The 17,356-nt window shown below is 57.0% G+C and carries 17 protein-coding genes; 6 read left to right on the forward strand and 11 right to left on the reverse strand.

The annotated features are described in order from the left end of the window. Window positions 1-27: 27 nt before the first annotated feature. Entirely contained in the window at window positions 28-1,428 is a 1,401-nt protein-coding gene (locus Q1B21_RS03210) for a short-chain fatty acyl-CoA regulator family protein (protein ID WP_299885794.1), read from the forward strand. A 72-nt stretch (window positions 1,429-1,500) separates the two neighbouring features. Here Q1B21_RS03210 and Q1B21_RS03215 read toward each other — a convergent pair whose 3' ends face one another. From Q1B21_RS03215 to Q1B21_RS03245, 7 genes are all read right to left on the reverse strand, one after another. Continuing rightward, window positions 1,501-1,740, reverse strand: a complete 240-nt coding sequence (locus Q1B21_RS03215) for a DUF465 domain-containing protein (protein WP_298933327.1) — start codon at window positions 1,738-1,740, stop codon at window positions 1,501-1,503. A gap of 88 nt (window positions 1,741-1,828) precedes the next feature. Further along, on the reverse strand, window positions 1,829-2,449 hold the full coding sequence (locus Q1B21_RS03220) for a thermonuclease family protein (protein WP_366525385.1): 621 nt from the start codon (window positions 2,447-2,449) through the stop codon (window positions 1,829-1,831). 81 nt (window positions 2,450-2,530) lie between these two features. Further along, entirely contained in the window at window positions 2,531-4,189 is a 1,659-nt protein-coding gene (gene betA, locus Q1B21_RS03225) for a choline dehydrogenase (RefSeq protein ID WP_299079654.1), read from the reverse strand. Between the two features lie 73 nt (window positions 4,190-4,262). After that, complete coding sequence (betC, locus tag Q1B21_RS03230; protein ID WP_299885800.1) at window positions 4,263-5,771, reverse strand: choline-sulfatase; 1,509 nt, start codon at window positions 5,769-5,771, stop codon at window positions 4,263-4,265. Next, window positions 5,768-6,340 (reverse strand): transcriptional regulator BetI, encoded by a 573-nt coding sequence (gene betI, locus Q1B21_RS03235; protein ID WP_298933334.1) that lies wholly within the window; start codon window positions 6,338-6,340, stop codon window positions 5,768-5,770. The genes betC and betI overlap by 4 nt, the downstream gene beginning before the upstream one ends. 87 nt (window positions 6,341-6,427) lie before the next feature. Then, window positions 6,428-7,336: a DMT family transporter gene (locus tag Q1B21_RS03240; protein WP_298933336.1), complete on the reverse strand. Its 909-nt coding sequence runs from the start codon at window positions 7,334-7,336 to the stop codon at window positions 6,428-6,430. Between the two features lie 40 nt (window positions 7,337-7,376). Then, on the reverse strand, window positions 7,377-7,976 hold the full coding sequence (locus tag Q1B21_RS03245) for a LysE/ArgO family amino acid transporter (RefSeq protein ID WP_299885805.1): 600 nt from the start codon (window positions 7,974-7,976) through the stop codon (window positions 7,377-7,379). 86 nt (window positions 7,977-8,062) lie between these two features. Between Q1B21_RS03245 and Q1B21_RS03250 the strand changes: the two genes are divergently transcribed. Further along, entirely contained in the window at window positions 8,063-8,968 is a 906-nt protein-coding gene (locus Q1B21_RS03250; RefSeq protein ID WP_299885808.1) for a LysR family transcriptional regulator ArgP, read from the forward strand. Here the strand turns inward: Q1B21_RS03250 and Q1B21_RS03255 are convergent. The 3 genes from Q1B21_RS03255 to Q1B21_RS03265 form a co-directional block, all read right to left on the reverse strand. Further along, window positions 8,965-10,239 (reverse strand): permease, encoded by a 1,275-nt coding sequence (locus Q1B21_RS03255; RefSeq protein WP_299885810.1) that lies wholly within the window; start codon window positions 10,237-10,239, stop codon window positions 8,965-8,967. The genes Q1B21_RS03250 and Q1B21_RS03255 overlap by 4 nt on opposite strands. Window positions 10,240-10,414: 175 nt before the next feature. Beyond that, a complete protein-coding gene (locus Q1B21_RS03260) occupies window positions 10,415-11,155 on the reverse strand; it encodes a YebC/PmpR family DNA-binding transcriptional regulator (RefSeq protein ID WP_299079640.1) in 741 nt (246 codons plus the stop codon). A 36-nt stretch (window positions 11,156-11,191) separates the two neighbouring features. Further along, a complete protein-coding gene (locus Q1B21_RS03265; RefSeq protein ID WP_298933346.1) occupies window positions 11,192-11,398 on the reverse strand; it encodes a hypothetical protein in 207 nt (68 codons plus the stop codon). On the opposite strand from Q1B21_RS03265, the gene Q1B21_RS03270 reads away from it, so the two are divergent. The 4 genes from Q1B21_RS03270 to Q1B21_RS03285 all read left to right on the forward strand — a co-directional run bounded on the left by Q1B21_RS03270 (window position 11,397) and on the right by Q1B21_RS03285 (window position 16,524). Continuing rightward, the gene (locus Q1B21_RS03270) at window positions 11,397-13,169 is read left to right on the forward strand and encodes an SLC13 family permease (RefSeq protein WP_299885814.1); all 1,773 of its coding nucleotides are present in this window, start codon (window positions 11,397-11,399) and stop codon (window positions 13,167-13,169) included. The genes Q1B21_RS03265 and Q1B21_RS03270 overlap by 2 nt on opposite strands. 16 nt (window positions 13,170-13,185) lie before the next feature. Next, complete coding sequence (locus Q1B21_RS03275; RefSeq protein WP_299885817.1) at window positions 13,186-13,920, forward strand: glutamine amidotransferase; 735 nt, start codon at window positions 13,186-13,188, stop codon at window positions 13,918-13,920. Between the two features lie 73 nt (window positions 13,921-13,993). Next, window positions 13,994-14,851, forward strand: coding sequence for a bile acid:sodium symporter family protein (locus Q1B21_RS03280; protein ID WP_299885820.1), 858 nt, complete (start codon window positions 13,994-13,996; stop codon window positions 14,849-14,851). An 11-nt stretch (window positions 14,852-14,862) separates the two neighbouring features. Further along, entirely contained in the window at window positions 14,863-16,524 is a 1,662-nt protein-coding gene (locus Q1B21_RS03285) for an FAD-binding dehydrogenase (RefSeq protein WP_299885823.1), read from the forward strand. Between the two features lie 6 nt (window positions 16,525-16,530). On the opposite strand, the gene Q1B21_RS03290 is transcribed toward Q1B21_RS03285, so the two are convergent. After that, window positions 16,531-17,265, reverse strand: coding sequence for a YbaY family lipoprotein (locus Q1B21_RS03290; protein WP_299885826.1), 735 nt, complete (start codon window positions 17,263-17,265; stop codon window positions 16,531-16,533). Between the last annotated feature and the right edge of the window lie 91 nt (window positions 17,266-17,356).

Raw genomic sequence — 17,356 nt, forward strand, 5'->3', positions numbered from 1 at the left:
ACTTTAGAAAAGTTGCAAAGGCACCACATGGGCACCCAAAAACTCTATGCTGGCGCGAAACTGCGCGAAATGCGCACGCGCCTGACCCTAACGCAACGCGAGTTCGCGGCAAAACTTGGCGTCTCACTGCCTTACCTGAACCAGATGGAGAACAACAACCGGCCGATATCAACCACGGTTGTTTTGGCTTTGGCGCAGGAATTCGGAATGGACGTCACCGAACTCAGCACAGGTGACAGCGAGCGTCTGGTCTCAGATATGCGCGAAGCGCTGGCGGACCCGGTATTTGCGGATGTCCTTCCCCCCTTGGCAGATCTGCGTTTGACTGCCTCAAATGCTCCGGCACTTGCGCGGGCCTTCATCGAATTGCACCGAACATATCGCCAGACTCATGAACGGCTTGCGTCATTGGACGAGGCACTGGGTCGGGAAGATGCACGTATTCAGGCCAGCCCGTGGGAGGAGGTGCGCGATTTCTTCCACTATTGCGACAATTACATCGACGCAGTGGACCGCGCTGCTGAACTGTTCGCAAATCGCGCCGAAGGTCCGGGTGGCGTTCGTCAGGCAGCACTGACCAGCCTGTCCGAACGTGGGATACAGGTCATCTTTTCAGACATCGCGTCCTTGCGCAGTTACGATACAGAAAGCAGGATCCTGCGCCTGTCGTCTCGCGCCGCTCCACAAACCCAGGTGTTTCAACTGCTGCTTCAGGTCGCTTTGATCAGTCAAGACAAACTGCTCGAGGCAACATTGGACTTCGCCAAATTTCAAAGCGAAGAGGCACGGTCTATCGCCAAGATAGGTTTGGCCAATTACTTCGCAGGGGCGTCCCTGATGCCCTATGCCGCCTTCCTGGCGGCAGCTCAGGAAGACCGACACGATCTCGAATTGGTCAGCAACCGGTTCGGCGCGTCGATAGAACAAGTGGCCCACCGCCTGTCCACATTGCAAAGACCCGGCGCCAAGGGCATTCCGTTCTTTTTCGTGCGGGTTGATCAGGCAGGCACCATCACCAAACGCCACTCGGCGACGCGCTTACAATTTGCTCGTTTTGGTGGGGCTTGCCCACTATGGAACGTACATCGCGCGTTCGAGACACCCGGCCACTTCCTGCTGCAACTTGCAGAAACCCCGGACGGGGTGCGCTATATTTCTTTGGCAAGAGACGTGTCGAAATCGGGCGGGTCTTTCGGTGCGCCTGTGCGCCGATATGCCATCGCCCTGGGATGCGAGGTGCGGCACGCTCAAGCATTGGTCTATGCTGACAACCTCGACGTCAACAAGGCCAGCGCATTCGAACCCATTGGCATTTCCTGCCGTATCTGTGAGCGGCAAAACTGTCACCAGCGCTCGGTTCCACCGCTCGAACGTCGCCTGACCATCGACGCGCATACTCGCGGGACACTTCCCTACGAGGTCACCTGATCTTCATCTGGCCACAAGTATCCCGGAGGAGGCGCGGCTTGCCGCGACGGGGGCAGAGCCCCGCCCTTTTGTTCAGACCTTAGACAAGATGGTCCAAATTTCGTCTTTGAGCGCGGCCCGTTTTTTGCGCAGCTCGATCTCCGCCAACTCCTCCATCGGCTCGACATGTGTTTCAGCCCTGTGCACGACGCGATTGACCTCGTGATACTCATCTGCCAGCCGGGCAAAATGTGCGTCCGACTGCTTGAGCTGGCTCATAAGTTCCGTCTTGTCGGGAAATTCTTCCGCCAGTTCATGCGGGGTGTGAGACATTCCTGTTCGCTCCTTGATCTATCATTGCAATCCATAGCTAGAGTTGATGGAAGCATACCTCTTTGACGCGGATCAAGTTGTGTGACGTTTAGCGACTTGCCTTACGCCATCCTGCGGCTTTGGCCTCGGTCTCGGAACAAAACCATCGCTCTTTGCCACCTGCACTTACCCGTGTTTTCGAATAGTGTTCTTGTCCCGGCGCGTGATAGATACGTTCGCCAGAAAATGAGATGTTGCCCTTGATCCGGCAAGGTCCGGACGATTGCGTAACACCAGACGCCCGGTACACCCACGGCATCTGAACATGCGCGCCGTGCAATCCAGCCCGCTCGGACGCCGCATGAGCTTCTTCCGCTACATAATCGGTCGAGTACTTACGATAAGCGAAGGCCACGCCACGGCGCACCATGTCACGCCCGGCGTCCTGTCCAATGACCCGGCACCGCGCGATCACTCGGCCGTATCGATCCCAATCCAGTGGAGTGCACTGCGCAGGTTTTCCATGAAACCGCCGACGCACTTCTTGGGTCACCCAATTTCCACAGGCCCAGGCTTTGCCGTCGTTCTTTTCGCAGCACTGACCCAGTTCCGGCGCGTCTATGCCATGCAATCGTACTCGAACACCGCCCACGACCCAGGTGTCGGCATCGATAACATTCACCGGCCCTTCGACCAGATCAGTCGCGATAGCTATAGACGGGGCGAACAAAACAAAAGCCAAACAAAACCTTAACATTCCCTCGATATGCGCCCAGACTCAGGCATATTCAACGGGGGTTGTTCACAAAGGTTAACGCTGTGCGGCCGCCCATCCTGGATGGATCCACGGGCGATCGTTTGACTTAGGCAAAGGGCCCTTACCCAACAGGGAATCGGACATTTTCTCACCAACCATGATGGACGGTGCGTTCAGGTTACCATTGGTGATCTGAGGGAAAATCGAACTGTCCGCGACCCGCAGACCTTCCACACCAACAACACGACCTTGCGGATCAACAACAGTGTTTTTATCATCCGCTCGCCCCATGCGACAGGTGCCGCAAGGGTGATAAGCGCTTTCAGCATGTTCAGCGATAAACTCATTTAGCTCTTTATCCGTCTGTACGTCAGCGCCCGGTTGAATTTCTTTTCCCGCATAGGGCTTGAAAGCTTCCTGCCCAAAGATCTCACGGGTCAGGCGAATACAGTTGCGGAAGTCTTCCCAATCTTCTTCTTGGCTCATGTAGTTGAACCGGATCACTGGTGCGTCCTCGGGCTGGGCCGAGCGCAGCGTGACCGCCCCCCGCGAAGGCGAACGCATCGGGCCGACATGGGCCTGGAACCCATGCCCTTCGGCCGCAACCTGGCCATCGTATCGAACCGCGATAGGTAGAAAATGGTACTGTATATCGGGATACTCTACGCCCGGCTTCGACCGGATGAATGCTGCGCTCTCGAACTGGTTCGACGCGCCAAGACCGGTCTTGGTGAACAGCCATTGAGCCCCAATCAGGCCTTTGCTGAACAGGTTCCAATGCTTATAGAGCGTGATCGGCTGTAGCGAGGCCTGCTGGATGTAAAGCTCCAAATGGTCCTGAAGGTTAGCGCCAACACCCGGGCGATCCGCAACAACGTTAATCCCGTGTTCGGCCAAGTGCGCACCTGGGCCGATCCCGGACAGCATCAACAGCTTGGGTGAGTTAATCGAAGATGACGCAAGCACCACTTCGCGGCGGGCACGGATGACTTCCGTTCTGCCCCCACGGACCAGCTCAACCCCGGTTGCGCGCCCGTCGTCCAGGATCACGCGCGTGGCCAGCCCGCGCACGATATCGCAATTCTCGCGCTTGAGCGCCGGTTTCAGATAGGCGTTTGCCGCAGACCAGCGCCGACCTTTCCAGACGGTCTGCTCCATCGGGCCAAAGCCCTCCTGCTTTTCACCGTTGTAGTCACCGGTGACTTCGTATCCCGCCTGTTGCCCAGCATCGACAAAAGCTTGAAACAAAGGATTTTGTCGGGGGCCGCGTGACACATGCAGTGGGCCATCAGTTCCGCGCCATGTTGGGTCGCCCCCATGGCCACCGTCGTGCCATGTCTCCATTCGTTTGAAATAGGGCAAGACGTCAGCATAAGACCATCCGTCAGCCCCCATGTCCGCCCATGTGTCGAAATCCCGCGCATGGCCGCGCACATAGACCATCCCGTTGATCGAGGATGACCCGCCAATCACCTTTCCCCGTGGGCACGCCAGCCGACGGTTGTTCAGGTGCGGTTCCGGTTCGGATTCGTAGCCCCAGTCATAGCGCGACATGTTCATCGGATAGCTCAGCGCTGCGGGCATCTGAATGAACGGCCCAACATCCGAGCCCCCATGTTCGATAACCAAAACCGACGCGCCCGCCTCGCTGAGGCGATAGGCCATCGCGCAACCCGCGGACCCGGCGCCCACGATGACGAAATCTGCTTCCATACTTACGACTCCTTGCTCCGCCGAAACGTGTTGCAGCGCCTTCGGCGGGAGTATTTTTGAAAAGATGAAGAGGTTATTCTCCGCGCGGGAAGCGGGCGTTTTCCTCGACGATATTCAGATCCATGTGATTGCGCATGTAACGTTCGGATGCTTTCTGCAGTGGTTGGTAGTCCCACGGGTAATAGCCGCCTTGCCGCAGCGCCTCGTACACGACCCAGCGACGAGCCTGGCTGGCACGAACGTCTGCGTCGAACCGCTCCAGATCCCATCTGGTTTCGGATTTCGCGCGCAGGGTGGCCAATGTGCCCGAATGTTCCGGATTGTCAGCCAGATTTATCAATTCGTTTGGATCTGCATCCAAATCGAACAGTTGATCAGGGTCCAAATCGCACCGATTGTACTTCCACTTACCGTAGCGCAAGGACACCAAGGGGGCATACGACGCCTCGGCCGCATATTCCATGGCGACCGGAGCGGTGCGTTCGGTCCCCTTTGCCAAGGACACAAGATCCTGGCCATCCGTCCAAGGCGAGATTTCTTCCATGTCGACACCGGCGAGTGAACCCAACGTCGGGGTGACATCGATGGTCGATACCGGAGTGTCGATCCGACCCGTTGGCAGCTCCGGCGCCGAGATCATCAGCGGCACCCTTGCTGAGCCTTCATAGAAGGTCATTTTGAACCACAGGCCCCGCTCGCCCAGCATGTCGCCGTGATCGGAAACGAATAGAATGGTTGCGTCTTGCCGGGTGGCTTCCAACACGTCCAGGATCTCACCGATCTTATCATCGAGATAGGAAATATTGGCGAAGTAAGCGCGCCGGGATTTACGGATATCCTCTTCGGTGATGTCAAAGCTCCGCCAATCATTGGCGTCGAAAATCCGCCGCGAATGTGCATCCTGATTATCATAGCCAAGATCCGCAATCTCGGGCAAAAGATGCTCACAGTCTTCGTAGAGGTCCCAGTATTTCCGCCGCGCCACATAAGGGTCATGCGGATGCGTGAAGCTGACGGTGAGGCACCAGGGTCGGTCATCCTTGCCTCGTGCCAGATCGTAAAGCTTGGCCGTGGCGTTGTAGGCAACCTCGTCATCATATTCCATTTGGTTCGAGATTTCGGCGACGCCCGCGCCGGTTACCGAGCCCATATTGTGATACCACCAATCGATCCGCTCGCCCGGTTTGCGATAGTCCGGGGTCCAACCGAAATCGGCCGGGTAGATATCGGTCGTCAGTCGATCTTCAAAACCATGCATCTGGTCTGGCCCAACAAAGTGCATCTTGCCCGACAGGCAGGTGTAATAACCTGCACGGCGCAGATGATGGGCATAGGTTGGAATATCACTGCGGAACTCGGCCGCATTGTCATAGACTCCCGTGCGCGAGGGCAGCTGACCTGACATGAAACTGGCCCGCCCCGGTGCACATAGCGGCGACGCGGTGTAAGCATTGGCAAACCGGGTCGATCGCTCCGCCAGCTTCTTCAAGTTCGGCGCATGCAGCCAGTCGGCGGGACCGTCGGGAAAGAGGGTTCCGTTCAACTGATCCACCATCAGGATCAGAATGTTTGGCTTTGTCATTTTTCAGCCTCGAGTAGAGTATTGAGGACACGCAATGCGTGGTTTACCGCCAGTTGCGGCTCTTCCGGAGCGCTAAGGGCAGCGCGAATGTACAAACCATCAATAAGCGCGATCATGTTCTCGGCCGCTTCGACGGGATCTTCCAGAAGGGGGCGCAACGAGTAGATCAGATTGGATCGGATGCGCGCCTGATAAATCTGCCAAAGCCGCAATGCGTCCTTATTGGTCTGTGCCAGCACATAGAAGGTCATCCAGGCTGCAATCGCATCAGGGGTAAAACAGGACGGCGCAAAACAGGCCCGGATTATGGCTTGGGCCCTCTGATCCGGCGCGGCCCCTTTAAGTTCGCTGCGGGCCTCGTTGGCAAAATCGGCGAGGATCTGTCGCATCGCCGCCAGAAATATCTGATCCTTGCCGCCGAAGTAGTGATGTGCCAGCGCGCTTGACATACCGGCGCGTTTGGCAATCTGGCTGACAGTTACATCGAGGGACTTTTTGACGCCCAGCTCAGCGATCGTCGCACGGACGATCGCATCACGGCGAATTGGCTCCATTCCGACTTTTGGCATCGCTACCCCCTGAACACGCGCTATGGGAGCGAACGCTATGCGGTTTTTATTGACTCGTCAATCAATAACGGACAGGCCTATGCCACACTATAGCTTTGGCGCAATACTTGGGGGCGTCAAGTCTCGACGGTTGAGCACCGCCTCGCGCCAGGAAATAAAACTGACTGCAGCAAGGATCAGTGTTCCGCCGGAAATCACCCAGACATCGATGCTTTCGTGAAACACCGCAGCACCAAGCACCGTTGCCCAGATAAGCTGTAGAAACGTAACGGGTTGCGTGACGGCCACCGGGGCCGCTTGTAAGGCAAGCGTCATGAAGTAGTGACCGGCTGTTGCAAAGCTCGCGACCAAGAACAGCACGCCCAGATCGCGCAGGCTGGGCGTGCTCCAAACGGCGATGGCAAAGGGAATCAGCGCGATAGTCACCCAGATCGACAGATGTGCCACAACGACTGAAGGTGGGATGTCACGCACCAGTAGCTTGGCCAACAGATATGATCCGCCCAAGGTCAGTGCTGTTCCTAGCATGGCAAGGTGGCCTGCGGAAACCTCTCGGAATCCCGGGCGCAGGATGATCAGAACCCCAACCAACGCGACCACAATCGCGGCAATGCGGCGAATGGCAAGTTTCTCGCCTAAAAACAGCGCCGCGCCGAGGGTGACATAGACGGGAGTCATGTAGTTCATCGCCGTAACCTCGGCCAATGGGATTTGGGTCATGGAGAAGAACCACAACATGACGGCCGCTGCATGGATAACACCGCGCAGCCCAAACAAGGTCAGATGTCGGGTCGTCAGGTGCGTTTTCAGGATCAGGCGCAGCGCGGGCAACACGAAAATCAACCCCAGGACATAGCGCAGAAAAGCCGCCTGAATGGGGTCCATCGTCGTGCCCAAGGATTTCACAAGCGCCGTCATGACAACAAATGAAATGCCGGCGGCGAACATCCAGAACATGCCCGCGATCGGACGAGATGAGGCGACAGCTGTTGTCATGGCCCTGGTTGAACACGGAAAGCTGGCCGGGGACAACCCTTCACATGATAACAAGTTTCAAAGCGATACCCAGCATGACAACACCGATCACGACATCCAGAACCTGCCAGGCGCGAGGGCGCGCGAAAACGGGCGACAAAACACCGGCCCCGTAGCCCAAAGAAAAGAAGAAAACAAAACTGGACGACATCGCACCGATGGCAAACCCAAGCCGGTCGTCATACTGCGCCGAAATCGACCCAATCAGAACAACTGTATCCAAATACACATGTGGATTCAGCCATGTGAACGCCAGGACTGTCAGCAACACCGTGCGTAGGCTGGTGCGATGGCCTTCGCCGACCTCCAATGCCGACCCGCCCTGCCACGCAGACCAAAAACTGCGCAATCCGTACCATAGCAAAAACGTTGCCCCACCATAGCGCATCACGGTTTCGAACCACGGCACGGCCCGCGCCAAAGTGCCAAACCCAGCCACGCCGGCACCGATCAGGATGGCATCAGACACGGCACAGGTCAGACACAGAACAAACACATGCTCGCGTCTAAGCCCCTGTCGCAGGACAAATGCATTTTGTGCACCAATTGCCAGGATCAGGCTAAAGCCAAGGGCAAAACCACCAATCAGAGATGGGGACATAAAACCTCCTGTGTTCAAGGTGTTTGACTAAAGCCCGGCCAACGATCTATCAAATTAAAGATGCTTACCCGAGTTAAGTTGTACTAATGTTGCTCGATCCTCATCATCTTTCCGCGCTGTCCGCCATTTTGCGCTATGGCAGTTTTGACGCAGCAGCGTCTCAACTGGCTGTAACCCCGTCGGCGGTATCCCAGCGGATCAAAGCGCTGGAAGATCGCGTGGGCGCATCGCTGATCAATCGGGGATCCCCCTGCATCGGAACCCCGGCGGGGTTGCGCATTGCCCAATACGCAGAAGATATTGGCCTGCTTGAGGCGCAATTGTCGCGTGAGCTGGCCCTGGAACAGGGCGCGGGACCCGGTCAGGTACGGATTGCAGTGCCAGCTGATAGCCTTGCGACCTGGTTCGTTGATGCGATGGCCCAGACCCAGGACATGATGTTTGATCTGATTGTCGATGATCAGGACTACTCGGCAGATTGGTTGCGGCGAGGTGAAGTGAGCGCGGCAGTCACTGTCGGCGGTCAGCCTGTCTCCGGTTGTGATGCCGTGGCGCTTGGAGCCATGCGATACCTGCCCACGGCTAGTCCCGATTTTATCAGCACGTGGTTCAAAAACGGCGTCACTGCCAAAACGCTGGATCTGGCGCCGAGCCTGACATTCAACCGGAAAGACGGCCTTCAAAATGCTTGGATGGAGGCTCAGACAGGCAGCCGCCTCTCGCCTCCGACACATTTCATGCCTTCTTCACACGCTTTTGTCGAAGCCGCAATTGCCGGGCTGGGATGGGGGATGAACCCTCAAGAGCTGGTGCGCGCGCCGATCAAAGACGGGCAACTACGCTCGATCATCCCGGATGCACATTTGGACGTTACGTTGACCTGGCAGGTTGGCCGCATTCTTGCCCCTGCCCTCATGCCACTCACCAGTGCGGTTCAGAAGGCCGCCGCGAAGGTATTGCTCTCTCCGGTCAAAGCCGAGCGGCACCGTTAGGAATGCGCCGGTTCCTTGGCTGGGGGAACAACAATGCGATAACACGCAACGCTAGCCACCAAACTGGCCAAGATGATAATGTCGATCGCCAGCGCAACTTCGTGTAAATGCGCTATCCCCGCCAATGTGGCCGAGATAACTACAGCAGTCACACGGGCGATGCTTTTAACTGCAGCTGCCCCCTGAACACGTTGAGCTTTGGGTGCGACATCCAGAAAATACAACTTGCGGGCACTGCTAACGCCTGTCGAGGCGACGGTGACAACAAACAAGGCGGCCGCATGCAAGTGTACATCATGGTCGATATGCAAATAGTGGAAAGCCAGTAGCACCACACCCGTGATTGCCACCATTAGCGTTCCGGTCACCATGACCGCACGGTGAGACTTCATGTTCACAAGTTGCCACAATGGTGCGGCAACAAGATATCCGGACGCCGAGGATACGATGAGCGCCGTCAGGCCCCGGGTTGACGCATGATGGGCTTCGGCAGCGATCAGAGCAAAGAAGGGCACCGACAGAGAAACAAAGACCAGAGGTATACGCATAACCATATACCGCCTGAACCATGCGTGGTCGAACATGTCCAGGATGCCTTTGATGTTTGCAGCAAGGGAAAGTTTCGGTGACGGTTTTGAGGCCTGAACTTGCTGATCACGCTGCCCAATTTCAAACATCGCCAGAATTGACAATCCGGATAACAGAAAAAATCCGAATGAGACAGCGATCATGGTGGAGTGCCGGGAAAATGGCGGGTTTCCCTTGGTTATCTCGTGGACCAACAAGGCAAGCCCGATGGCCCCCAGACCGCCAACCCCCAGTTGAACGTAGCGCATGATCATCCGGGATTTCGACTGCACGTGATCGCCAAGCAGATCTGCATACATCAGGCCCTGAATCTCGTCAAACAGACCAATCAGAAAAAACACCGATACAAACGCCACCGCGATCAAAGGCACGACGCCGGTGGCCGCAACGGCGATTGCCAGAATCAGGCACACGCCAACTGCGAATTCGGTCAGTGCAATTCCACGCTTCTTTTGCTGTTTTGCAGCCAGCATCTGAGCCAGAAAGATGTCGGCAATCATACTCCCAACCATCCGCACAGACACCAAAGCCCCGGCGATGAACATTGGCAGTTCAAACGACACAGCAAGAAACGGCAGCACGACCGAAGGGCTGCCCAAGGTCCATGCGACCTGGGAGAGAATACTTTGACCGGTTAGAACCGGAACATTCCGCTTTGCAAGGTTCGAGGGGACTTCTACCATCGGTATGAACTCAAGATCCGGCACAACAGAGCCTATGTCTGCGTGCCCTTCTCCTCCGTTAGGTGCTGCACGTCAGCCTAAAGGGTTCTGCGGCCCCGGCCAATCATCCAACAAAAACATTTGCAAAAAGCCAACCTTTCAAGCCGGGTTTCGTATCATACCAAAACTGACCCAATCAGAGCTGGGCCATGACTTCATCCGTGGCCTCAAAGTTGGTGGTGACGCGCTGAACGTCGTCATCATCCTCCAAAGCATCAACCAGCTTCATCAGGCGCTGCATGTCTTCCAAGCCCAGTTCGGTCGTCGTCGTGGGTTTCCAGACCAGTTTGGTAGATTCCGTTTCGCCCAGCGCTGTCTCAAGCGCGCTCGATACATCGTTCAGGTCGGTGTCTGCACACCAGATGATGTGACCATCGTCCGAGCTTTCGACATCTTCGGCACCCGATTCTATTGCGGCCTCGAAAATCGTGTCGGCATCGCCCGCTGACAACGGATAGACAACCTCGCCCTTGCGTTCGAACATGAACCCGACAGATCCGGTTTCGCCCAGATTGCCACCATTTTTCGAGAAGGTTGACCGGACCGTTGACGCGGTTCGGTTGCGATTGTCCGTCATCGTTTCGACAATCACCGCCACACCGTTGGGGCCATACCCCTCGTACCGGATTTCTTCGTATTCGTCGCCTTCGCCTGCAACCGATTTCTTGATTGCGCGGTCGATCACGTCCTTGGGTACAGAATTCGACTTGGCTTCTTTTACCGCCAGACGCAGGCGCGGGTTCTTCTCAGGATCGGGATCCCCCATCTTGGCAGCGACGGTGATCTCTTTCGACAGTTTGGAAAACAGCTTGGACCGCGCGGCGTCCTGGCGCCCCTTGCGGTGCTGAATGTTGGCCCATTTGGAATGACCGGCCATGGCTTACTCCTGTCGCGTTCTGTAATCCCGGGTCTATTACGCAAGGATGGGTTCGGTTTCAATAGGATCAGCGGCCATTGCCAGCTTGCACAACGTCCTCATTTGAGGGTTCACCGGTGTTTCGATCATCCACAGGGCCGGAATTGACATCGTTTTCAACGCGACATCGAACAGAGGTCTCGTCGCAGCTGCAGGAAAATTCCCCTTCGCTTTGGCCAGGTTGTGCGGATAAGGTCCGCTCATGACGACGGATCAGATCATCCTTTTCGCACTTTTCTTCACCGTCTTTGGCATGCTGCTTTGGGGCCGGTTTCGATATGACCTTGTTGCATTCGCGGCGTTGATGGTCGGCGTAGTTCTGGGCGTTGTGCCCGTCGATAATGCATTTGCAGGGTTCGGGCACCCTGCCACCATCATCGTTGCACTGGTCCTTGTGGTTTCAGCCGGGCTGGTCAGATCCGGTGCAGTGTTCCTGATCACCCGCACGCTGGTCGATGCCTCTCGCGGGCTTGGAGCACACATAGCCCTTATGGGCGGGATCGGTGCTGTGCTGTCGGCATTCATGAACAACGTTGCTGCCCTGGCGCTGTTGATGCCCGTCGACATCCAAACCGCGCGTAAAGCGGGACGTTCGGTGGGCCTAACGCTGATGCCTTTAAGCTTTGCGACCATTCTGGGTGGCATGGCGACCCTGATCGGAACCCCACCCAATATCATCATCGCGTCGATCCGGGCAGAGACATTGGGTGAGCCGTTTCGCATGTTCGATTTCGCCCCGGTCGGTGGCTTAGCTGCGATTGCCGGGCTGGCTTTTGTCTCTCTGATCGGATGGCGGCTGATCCCAAACCGTGGTCCACAAACGGAAACCTCCGAGGTTCTGGCCGAATACATCGCGGAATTGACGCTGCCGCAGGAGTCCCCGCATATCGGCAAACGTGTCAGTGAACTTTATGAGGCGGCCGAAAAGTCTGACGTGGCCATCATCGGGTTGATCCGGGACGGCAAACGTCGTTATGGCCGGTCGGCCCACGCAACGCTGAAAGAAGGCGACGCGCTGGTTCTTGAGGCTCGCCCGGAAGCGCTGGATGAGTTTAGGGCGGCGCTGAATCTGGATTTTTCAGATACGCGCAGACAGGAATTGTTAACCGCCGATGGAGATGGGCTTGAGGTGATCGAGGTGGTAGTGCCCGAAAACGCACGCATCACAGGGCGCACAGCTCAGGGGCTGGGCCTTGCCTGGCGTCAAAGCACAGTGCTTATGGGCATGTCACGACAGGGGCAGCGGATCACCGAACAAGTCCGCAAGACCGAGGTTGAAGCTGGCGACATCCTGTTATTGCTCTGCCCCCGCGACCGTAGTGCAGACGTTACCGAATGGCTTGGCTGTTTGCCACTGGCACAGCGCGGCTTGAACGTCACCGCCAACAATAAGGCTTGGCTGGCCATTGGGCTTTTCGCGGCTGCTGTGCTGGCGGCAAGCATCGGGCTGATCTACCTGCCCGTGGCGCTGGGGCTGGTTGTGATTGGCTACGTGCTGACCAAAATCATGCCGATCTCCGACCTGTATAATCACATCGAGTGGCCGGTTGTGGTTTTGCTGGGATCGATGATCCCATTGGGCAGCGCGCTGGAGACATCCGGCGGGACCGAGCTTATTGCGAACGCTCTGATCCAGTTGACCGATGGGCTGCCGGCTTGGGCCATTCTGACCGCGCTGATGGTTGTCACCATGACGTTGTCCGACGTTCTGAACAATACGGCTACGGCAATCGTGGCCGCACCAGTGGGGATCCAAATGGCAAGGGCTTTGGATGTGTCGCCTGACCCGTTCCTGATGACGGTCGCAGTGGCGGCCTCGGCAGCCTTCCTCACACCAATCGGGCATAAGAATAACACGCTTGTGCTGGGCCCGGGTGGGTATCGGTTCGGTGATTATTGGCGCATGGGGCTGCCGCTGGAAGTTCTGATCATCTGTGTGTCGGTCCCTGCCATCCTTGTGTTCTGGCCGCTCTGAAGGATAAAGGCAGCGGATGAAACGTTTTTTGATCTTGCAGCTGCGCCCGGAAACAGATGCCTCGGATGCCGAGTATGCCTCGATCCTGGACAAAACCGGTTTGGTGCCAGACCAGACCCATCGCATCCGGTTGGATTGCGAGGATTTGCCCGAAGGACTGGATGTCACCGACTATGCAGGCGTCATAGTTGGTGGCGGCCCCGGGTGCGTCAGCGATGACCCGGCGACGAAAACCCAATTGGATGCAAAGATCGAAAACACCATCATGGGCCTGATGCCCCAGATCACGCAGCGGGATCATCCTTTCATGGGCTGCTGTTATGGCCTGGGCATATTGGCGGCACATTTGGGTGGAGAGGTCAGCAAGGAACAATTCGGTGAACCTGTCGGCCCGTCGACCTGTCGCCTGACCGGCGACGGCGAGGATGATCCATTGACCGCGGGGCTGGCACCAGAATTCGACGCCTTTGTAGGTCATAAAGAGGCTGTTCAGGCTCTGCCCGATGGGTGCGTGCATCTGTTGGCTTCGGACCCCTGCCCCATTCAAATGATCCGCTGGGGACAGAATGTCTATGCCACCCAATTCCACCCCGAGGCAGACGCTGAAGACTTTGAACAGCGCATCAACATCTATAAGCACCACGGCTATTTCCCACCCGAGGACGCCCAGCGACTGATCGACACCTGTAAGGCGGCGGATGTCACCCAGCCCGGCGAAATCCTGCGTCGGTTTGCCGAACGGTACACCTGACCCAACGGAGCGGTTGCCGGTTGGGTCCCTGCTCGACTAGGTTGATCTGACACGACTTTGGGAGGGGTTGTTCTTGGATCTACTTATTAGCGTCGGCCTGCCGATTTCTCTGGCCATCATCATGTTGTCCCTGGGCATTGGACTAGAGATTGCGGATTTTCGGCGGGTCATCAGCCGTCGTTACCCCTTCGCCATCGGTGCACTGTGTCAGGTCGTATTGCTACCCGTCGCTGCATTTGCGACCGTCAAACTGTTTGGCCTTCCACCAGAAATCGCAGTGGGGTTCATGCTGCTAAGCTTTTGCCCCGGCGGGGTGACCAGCAATATCCTGTCCAAACTTGCCAAGGCGGATGTTGCTTTGTCGGTCAGCCTGACAGCGGTGATTAGTCTGCTTTCGATCCTGACTGTTCCAATCCTTGCCGCGTGGTCGATCAATCACTTCATGGGGGAAGATGCGCCAGAGGTTTCGATCAGCGGGCTGGCAATTGCGATGTTCCTGATCACCACCCTGCCTGTGGCAATTGGCGTGAGCGTTCGTCGTTTCGCCGCCACCTTTGCCCAAAAGATCGATGCCCCACTTTCAAGACTGGCCACCGCGCTGTTCGTTCTGATTGTCTTGGCCGCGCTGGCTGGGAACTGGCAGCTGTTTGTTGATAATCTTGGCGTCATGGGCGCCGGATTGATCTCCCTGAACGTTGCCTTGTTGCTGATCGGATTGGGACTGGCGCGCGCGGCAAGTTTGTCTTGGAATGAAAGCAAGACGATCTCAATCGAAACGGGCATTCAGAACTCGACTTTGGGCATTACGCTGGCCGCACTGATCACCGGAACGGAAAGCGGGTTCAGCCCCCTGGCCCTGCCCTCGGCCGTTTACGGGATAACAATGTACGCCGTGGCGATTCCGTTCCTGGCCTGGTTCCGCAATCGCTGAAAGGACATTTGATGAGCAATAACAGTGCAGATGCAATTGTCGTCGGTGGCGGCCTGGCCGGTTTGGCAGCCGCAGCAGAATTGGGGGGCCGGGGCAAAAAGGTAATCATCGTCGATCAGGAGCCCGAGCATTTTCTGGGCGGTCAGGCGTTCTGGAGCCTGGGCGGGTTGTTCATGGTCGACACACCAGAACAACGCAGAATGGGCATCAAAGACAGTCACGATCTTGCTCTTCGTGATTGGATGGGCAGTGCGCAATTTGATCGGGAGGATGACAAGTGGCCCCAGAAATGGGCTGAAGCATATGTTGAATTCGCAGCTGGTGAGATGCGCCCGTGGCTGCATGAGATGGGCGTGCGCTGGTTTCCGGTTGTTGGTTGGGCTGAGCGCGGCGGATCTTATGCCAACGGGCATGGAAACTCGGTGCCGCGTTTTCACATCACGTGGGGCACTGGACCGGGAATTCTCGAGCATTTCATTCGCCGGGTGCAGGAACATGTCAGCGCGGGTTTGATCCAGCTGAAGTTCCGCCATCAGGTCAGCCATCTCATCGTACAGAATGGCACTGCCAAGGGGGTTTCGGGTGAGGTTCTGGCCGATGACGCCGCCCAGCGCGGTGAAAAGACCAACCGCGACGAGGTCGGAGAGTTCGAAGTCTACGCCCCGTCGATCATCGTCACGTCAGGTGGGATTGGCGGCAATTTTGAAATGGTACGCAAAAACTGGCCGCGCGACCGGCTGGGCGCGCCACCCAAGGACATGGTGGCGGGCGTTCCCTTCCACGTAGATGGCCGAATGATCCCGATCAGTGAAAAGGCGGGCGGCCATGTGATCAATGGCGACCGGATGTGGCATTATACCGAGGGCGTCAAAAACTGGGATCCGATCTGGCCCGACCATGGCATTCGTATCCTGCCCGGGCCAAGCTCGATGTGGTTTGACGCAACAGGCAAGCGACTGGGGCCGCCCTGCCTGCCGGGGTTTGACACACTCGGGACCCTGCGGGAGATTCTCAAAACGGGCTATGAATACAGCTGGTTTGTCCTGACCCAGAAAGTGATCAAGAAAGAATTCGCTTTGTCGGGGTCGGAACAAAATCCGGACTTTACGTCGGGCAGTTGGAAAGAGGTCATCCGCCAACGCATACTCTCAGGCTCCAAAGCGACGGCCCCGGTCGAGGCTTTCAAGGAGAAGGGTGAAGATTTCGTAGTGGCGAACACACTGACTGAACTTGTCGGTGGTATGAATCAACTTGGCGGTGGCCTGATCGACGAAAGCCATTTGCGCGCCCAGATCGAGGCCAGGGATTCTCAGGTCGACAATCCGTTTTCCAAAGATGCGCAGATGATGGCGATCCTTGCCGCGCGAAACTATCGTGGCGACAAGCTGATCCGCACCGCCAAACCCCACAAATTCCTGGATCCGTCCAACGGCCCGCTGATCGCAGTGAAACTGCATGTTTTGACGCGCAAGACGCTTGGCGGTCTGCAAACCAACCTCGACAGTCAGATGATCGGCGCCGACGGGAAGGTCGTACCAGGCCTGTTCGCAGCGGGCGAAGTCGCGGGCTTCGGCGGCGGTGGCTATCACGGCTACAACGCGCTGGAGGGGACATTCCTGGGCGGTTGCATTTTCTCGGGACGCAATGCGGGACGATCACGGGCTGTTGCCTGACATGTGCTACTGCTTGCGTGAAAATTCAACGACCGGCTCGCCATTGGCATCCAACAGAGCCAGCGCATTTCCCTGCGCTGCATAGGTGGTGACGCGCTGCAACCCTTTAAAGAACTGCCGTTCAACTTCGTCCAGTGGCGGTGGGCAGGCCATTAGGGTCGCGGCCATGTTTTCCGGGAACTCGATCCGATTGCCCGAAATCTCGGCCGTACCGCTAAAGCGATTGCAGCCTCCGGACCCGGAAAACGCGCCGCCTGACACAAATGAAAGCTCAGGCCGACGATCAGTTTCAATAGGCGCGCCATCCAACAAAACAGCAGTCCAAACTGTGTTTTCCAGCACAGCATCCTGTTGAGCCTGAACCAAAATCATGTCAGCAGAGTTCGCCGCCCCGTTCGTGAGCACCGGATAAGCCGTATCCGTGGTGAACAGCAGGTTTTGACCCTGCGTGATCGAAGCCCTGACGACGTAGCTGTGATTGTCCTGTATCAATGTGTCGTCATAGGTCAGTTCAAAGCCGGCAGGCACGCCACCAAACGCATATCTTTGTGCTGCAAGAGTTACGGCAGGTGCGTCGACCAACGATACATCCTGAAGCTCAACAAACAAGGTCGCGTCTGGTGGAAGGGCGATCCGCTCGCGGTAGGTGGCCGACCCTTCGACCGTTCCGGCAAAGGCCGCGCTGGCGAGCGTGGCCAGAATTGCGACGCTGGCCAGTATTGAATGACGGGTTCCGAGCATGTTCAAATCTCCTCAGGCAATCACATCTAAAAGATCGTGCCTGATCGAACTTATGCAAGACATTCACCAACCCAGCGGCAGGTCTGTGCCG

The organism is uncultured Ruegeria sp. (genome assembly GCF_947504215.1).
In the GTDB taxonomy this organism is placed as follows: Bacteria; Pseudomonadota; Alphaproteobacteria; order Rhodobacterales; family Rhodobacteraceae; genus Ruegeria.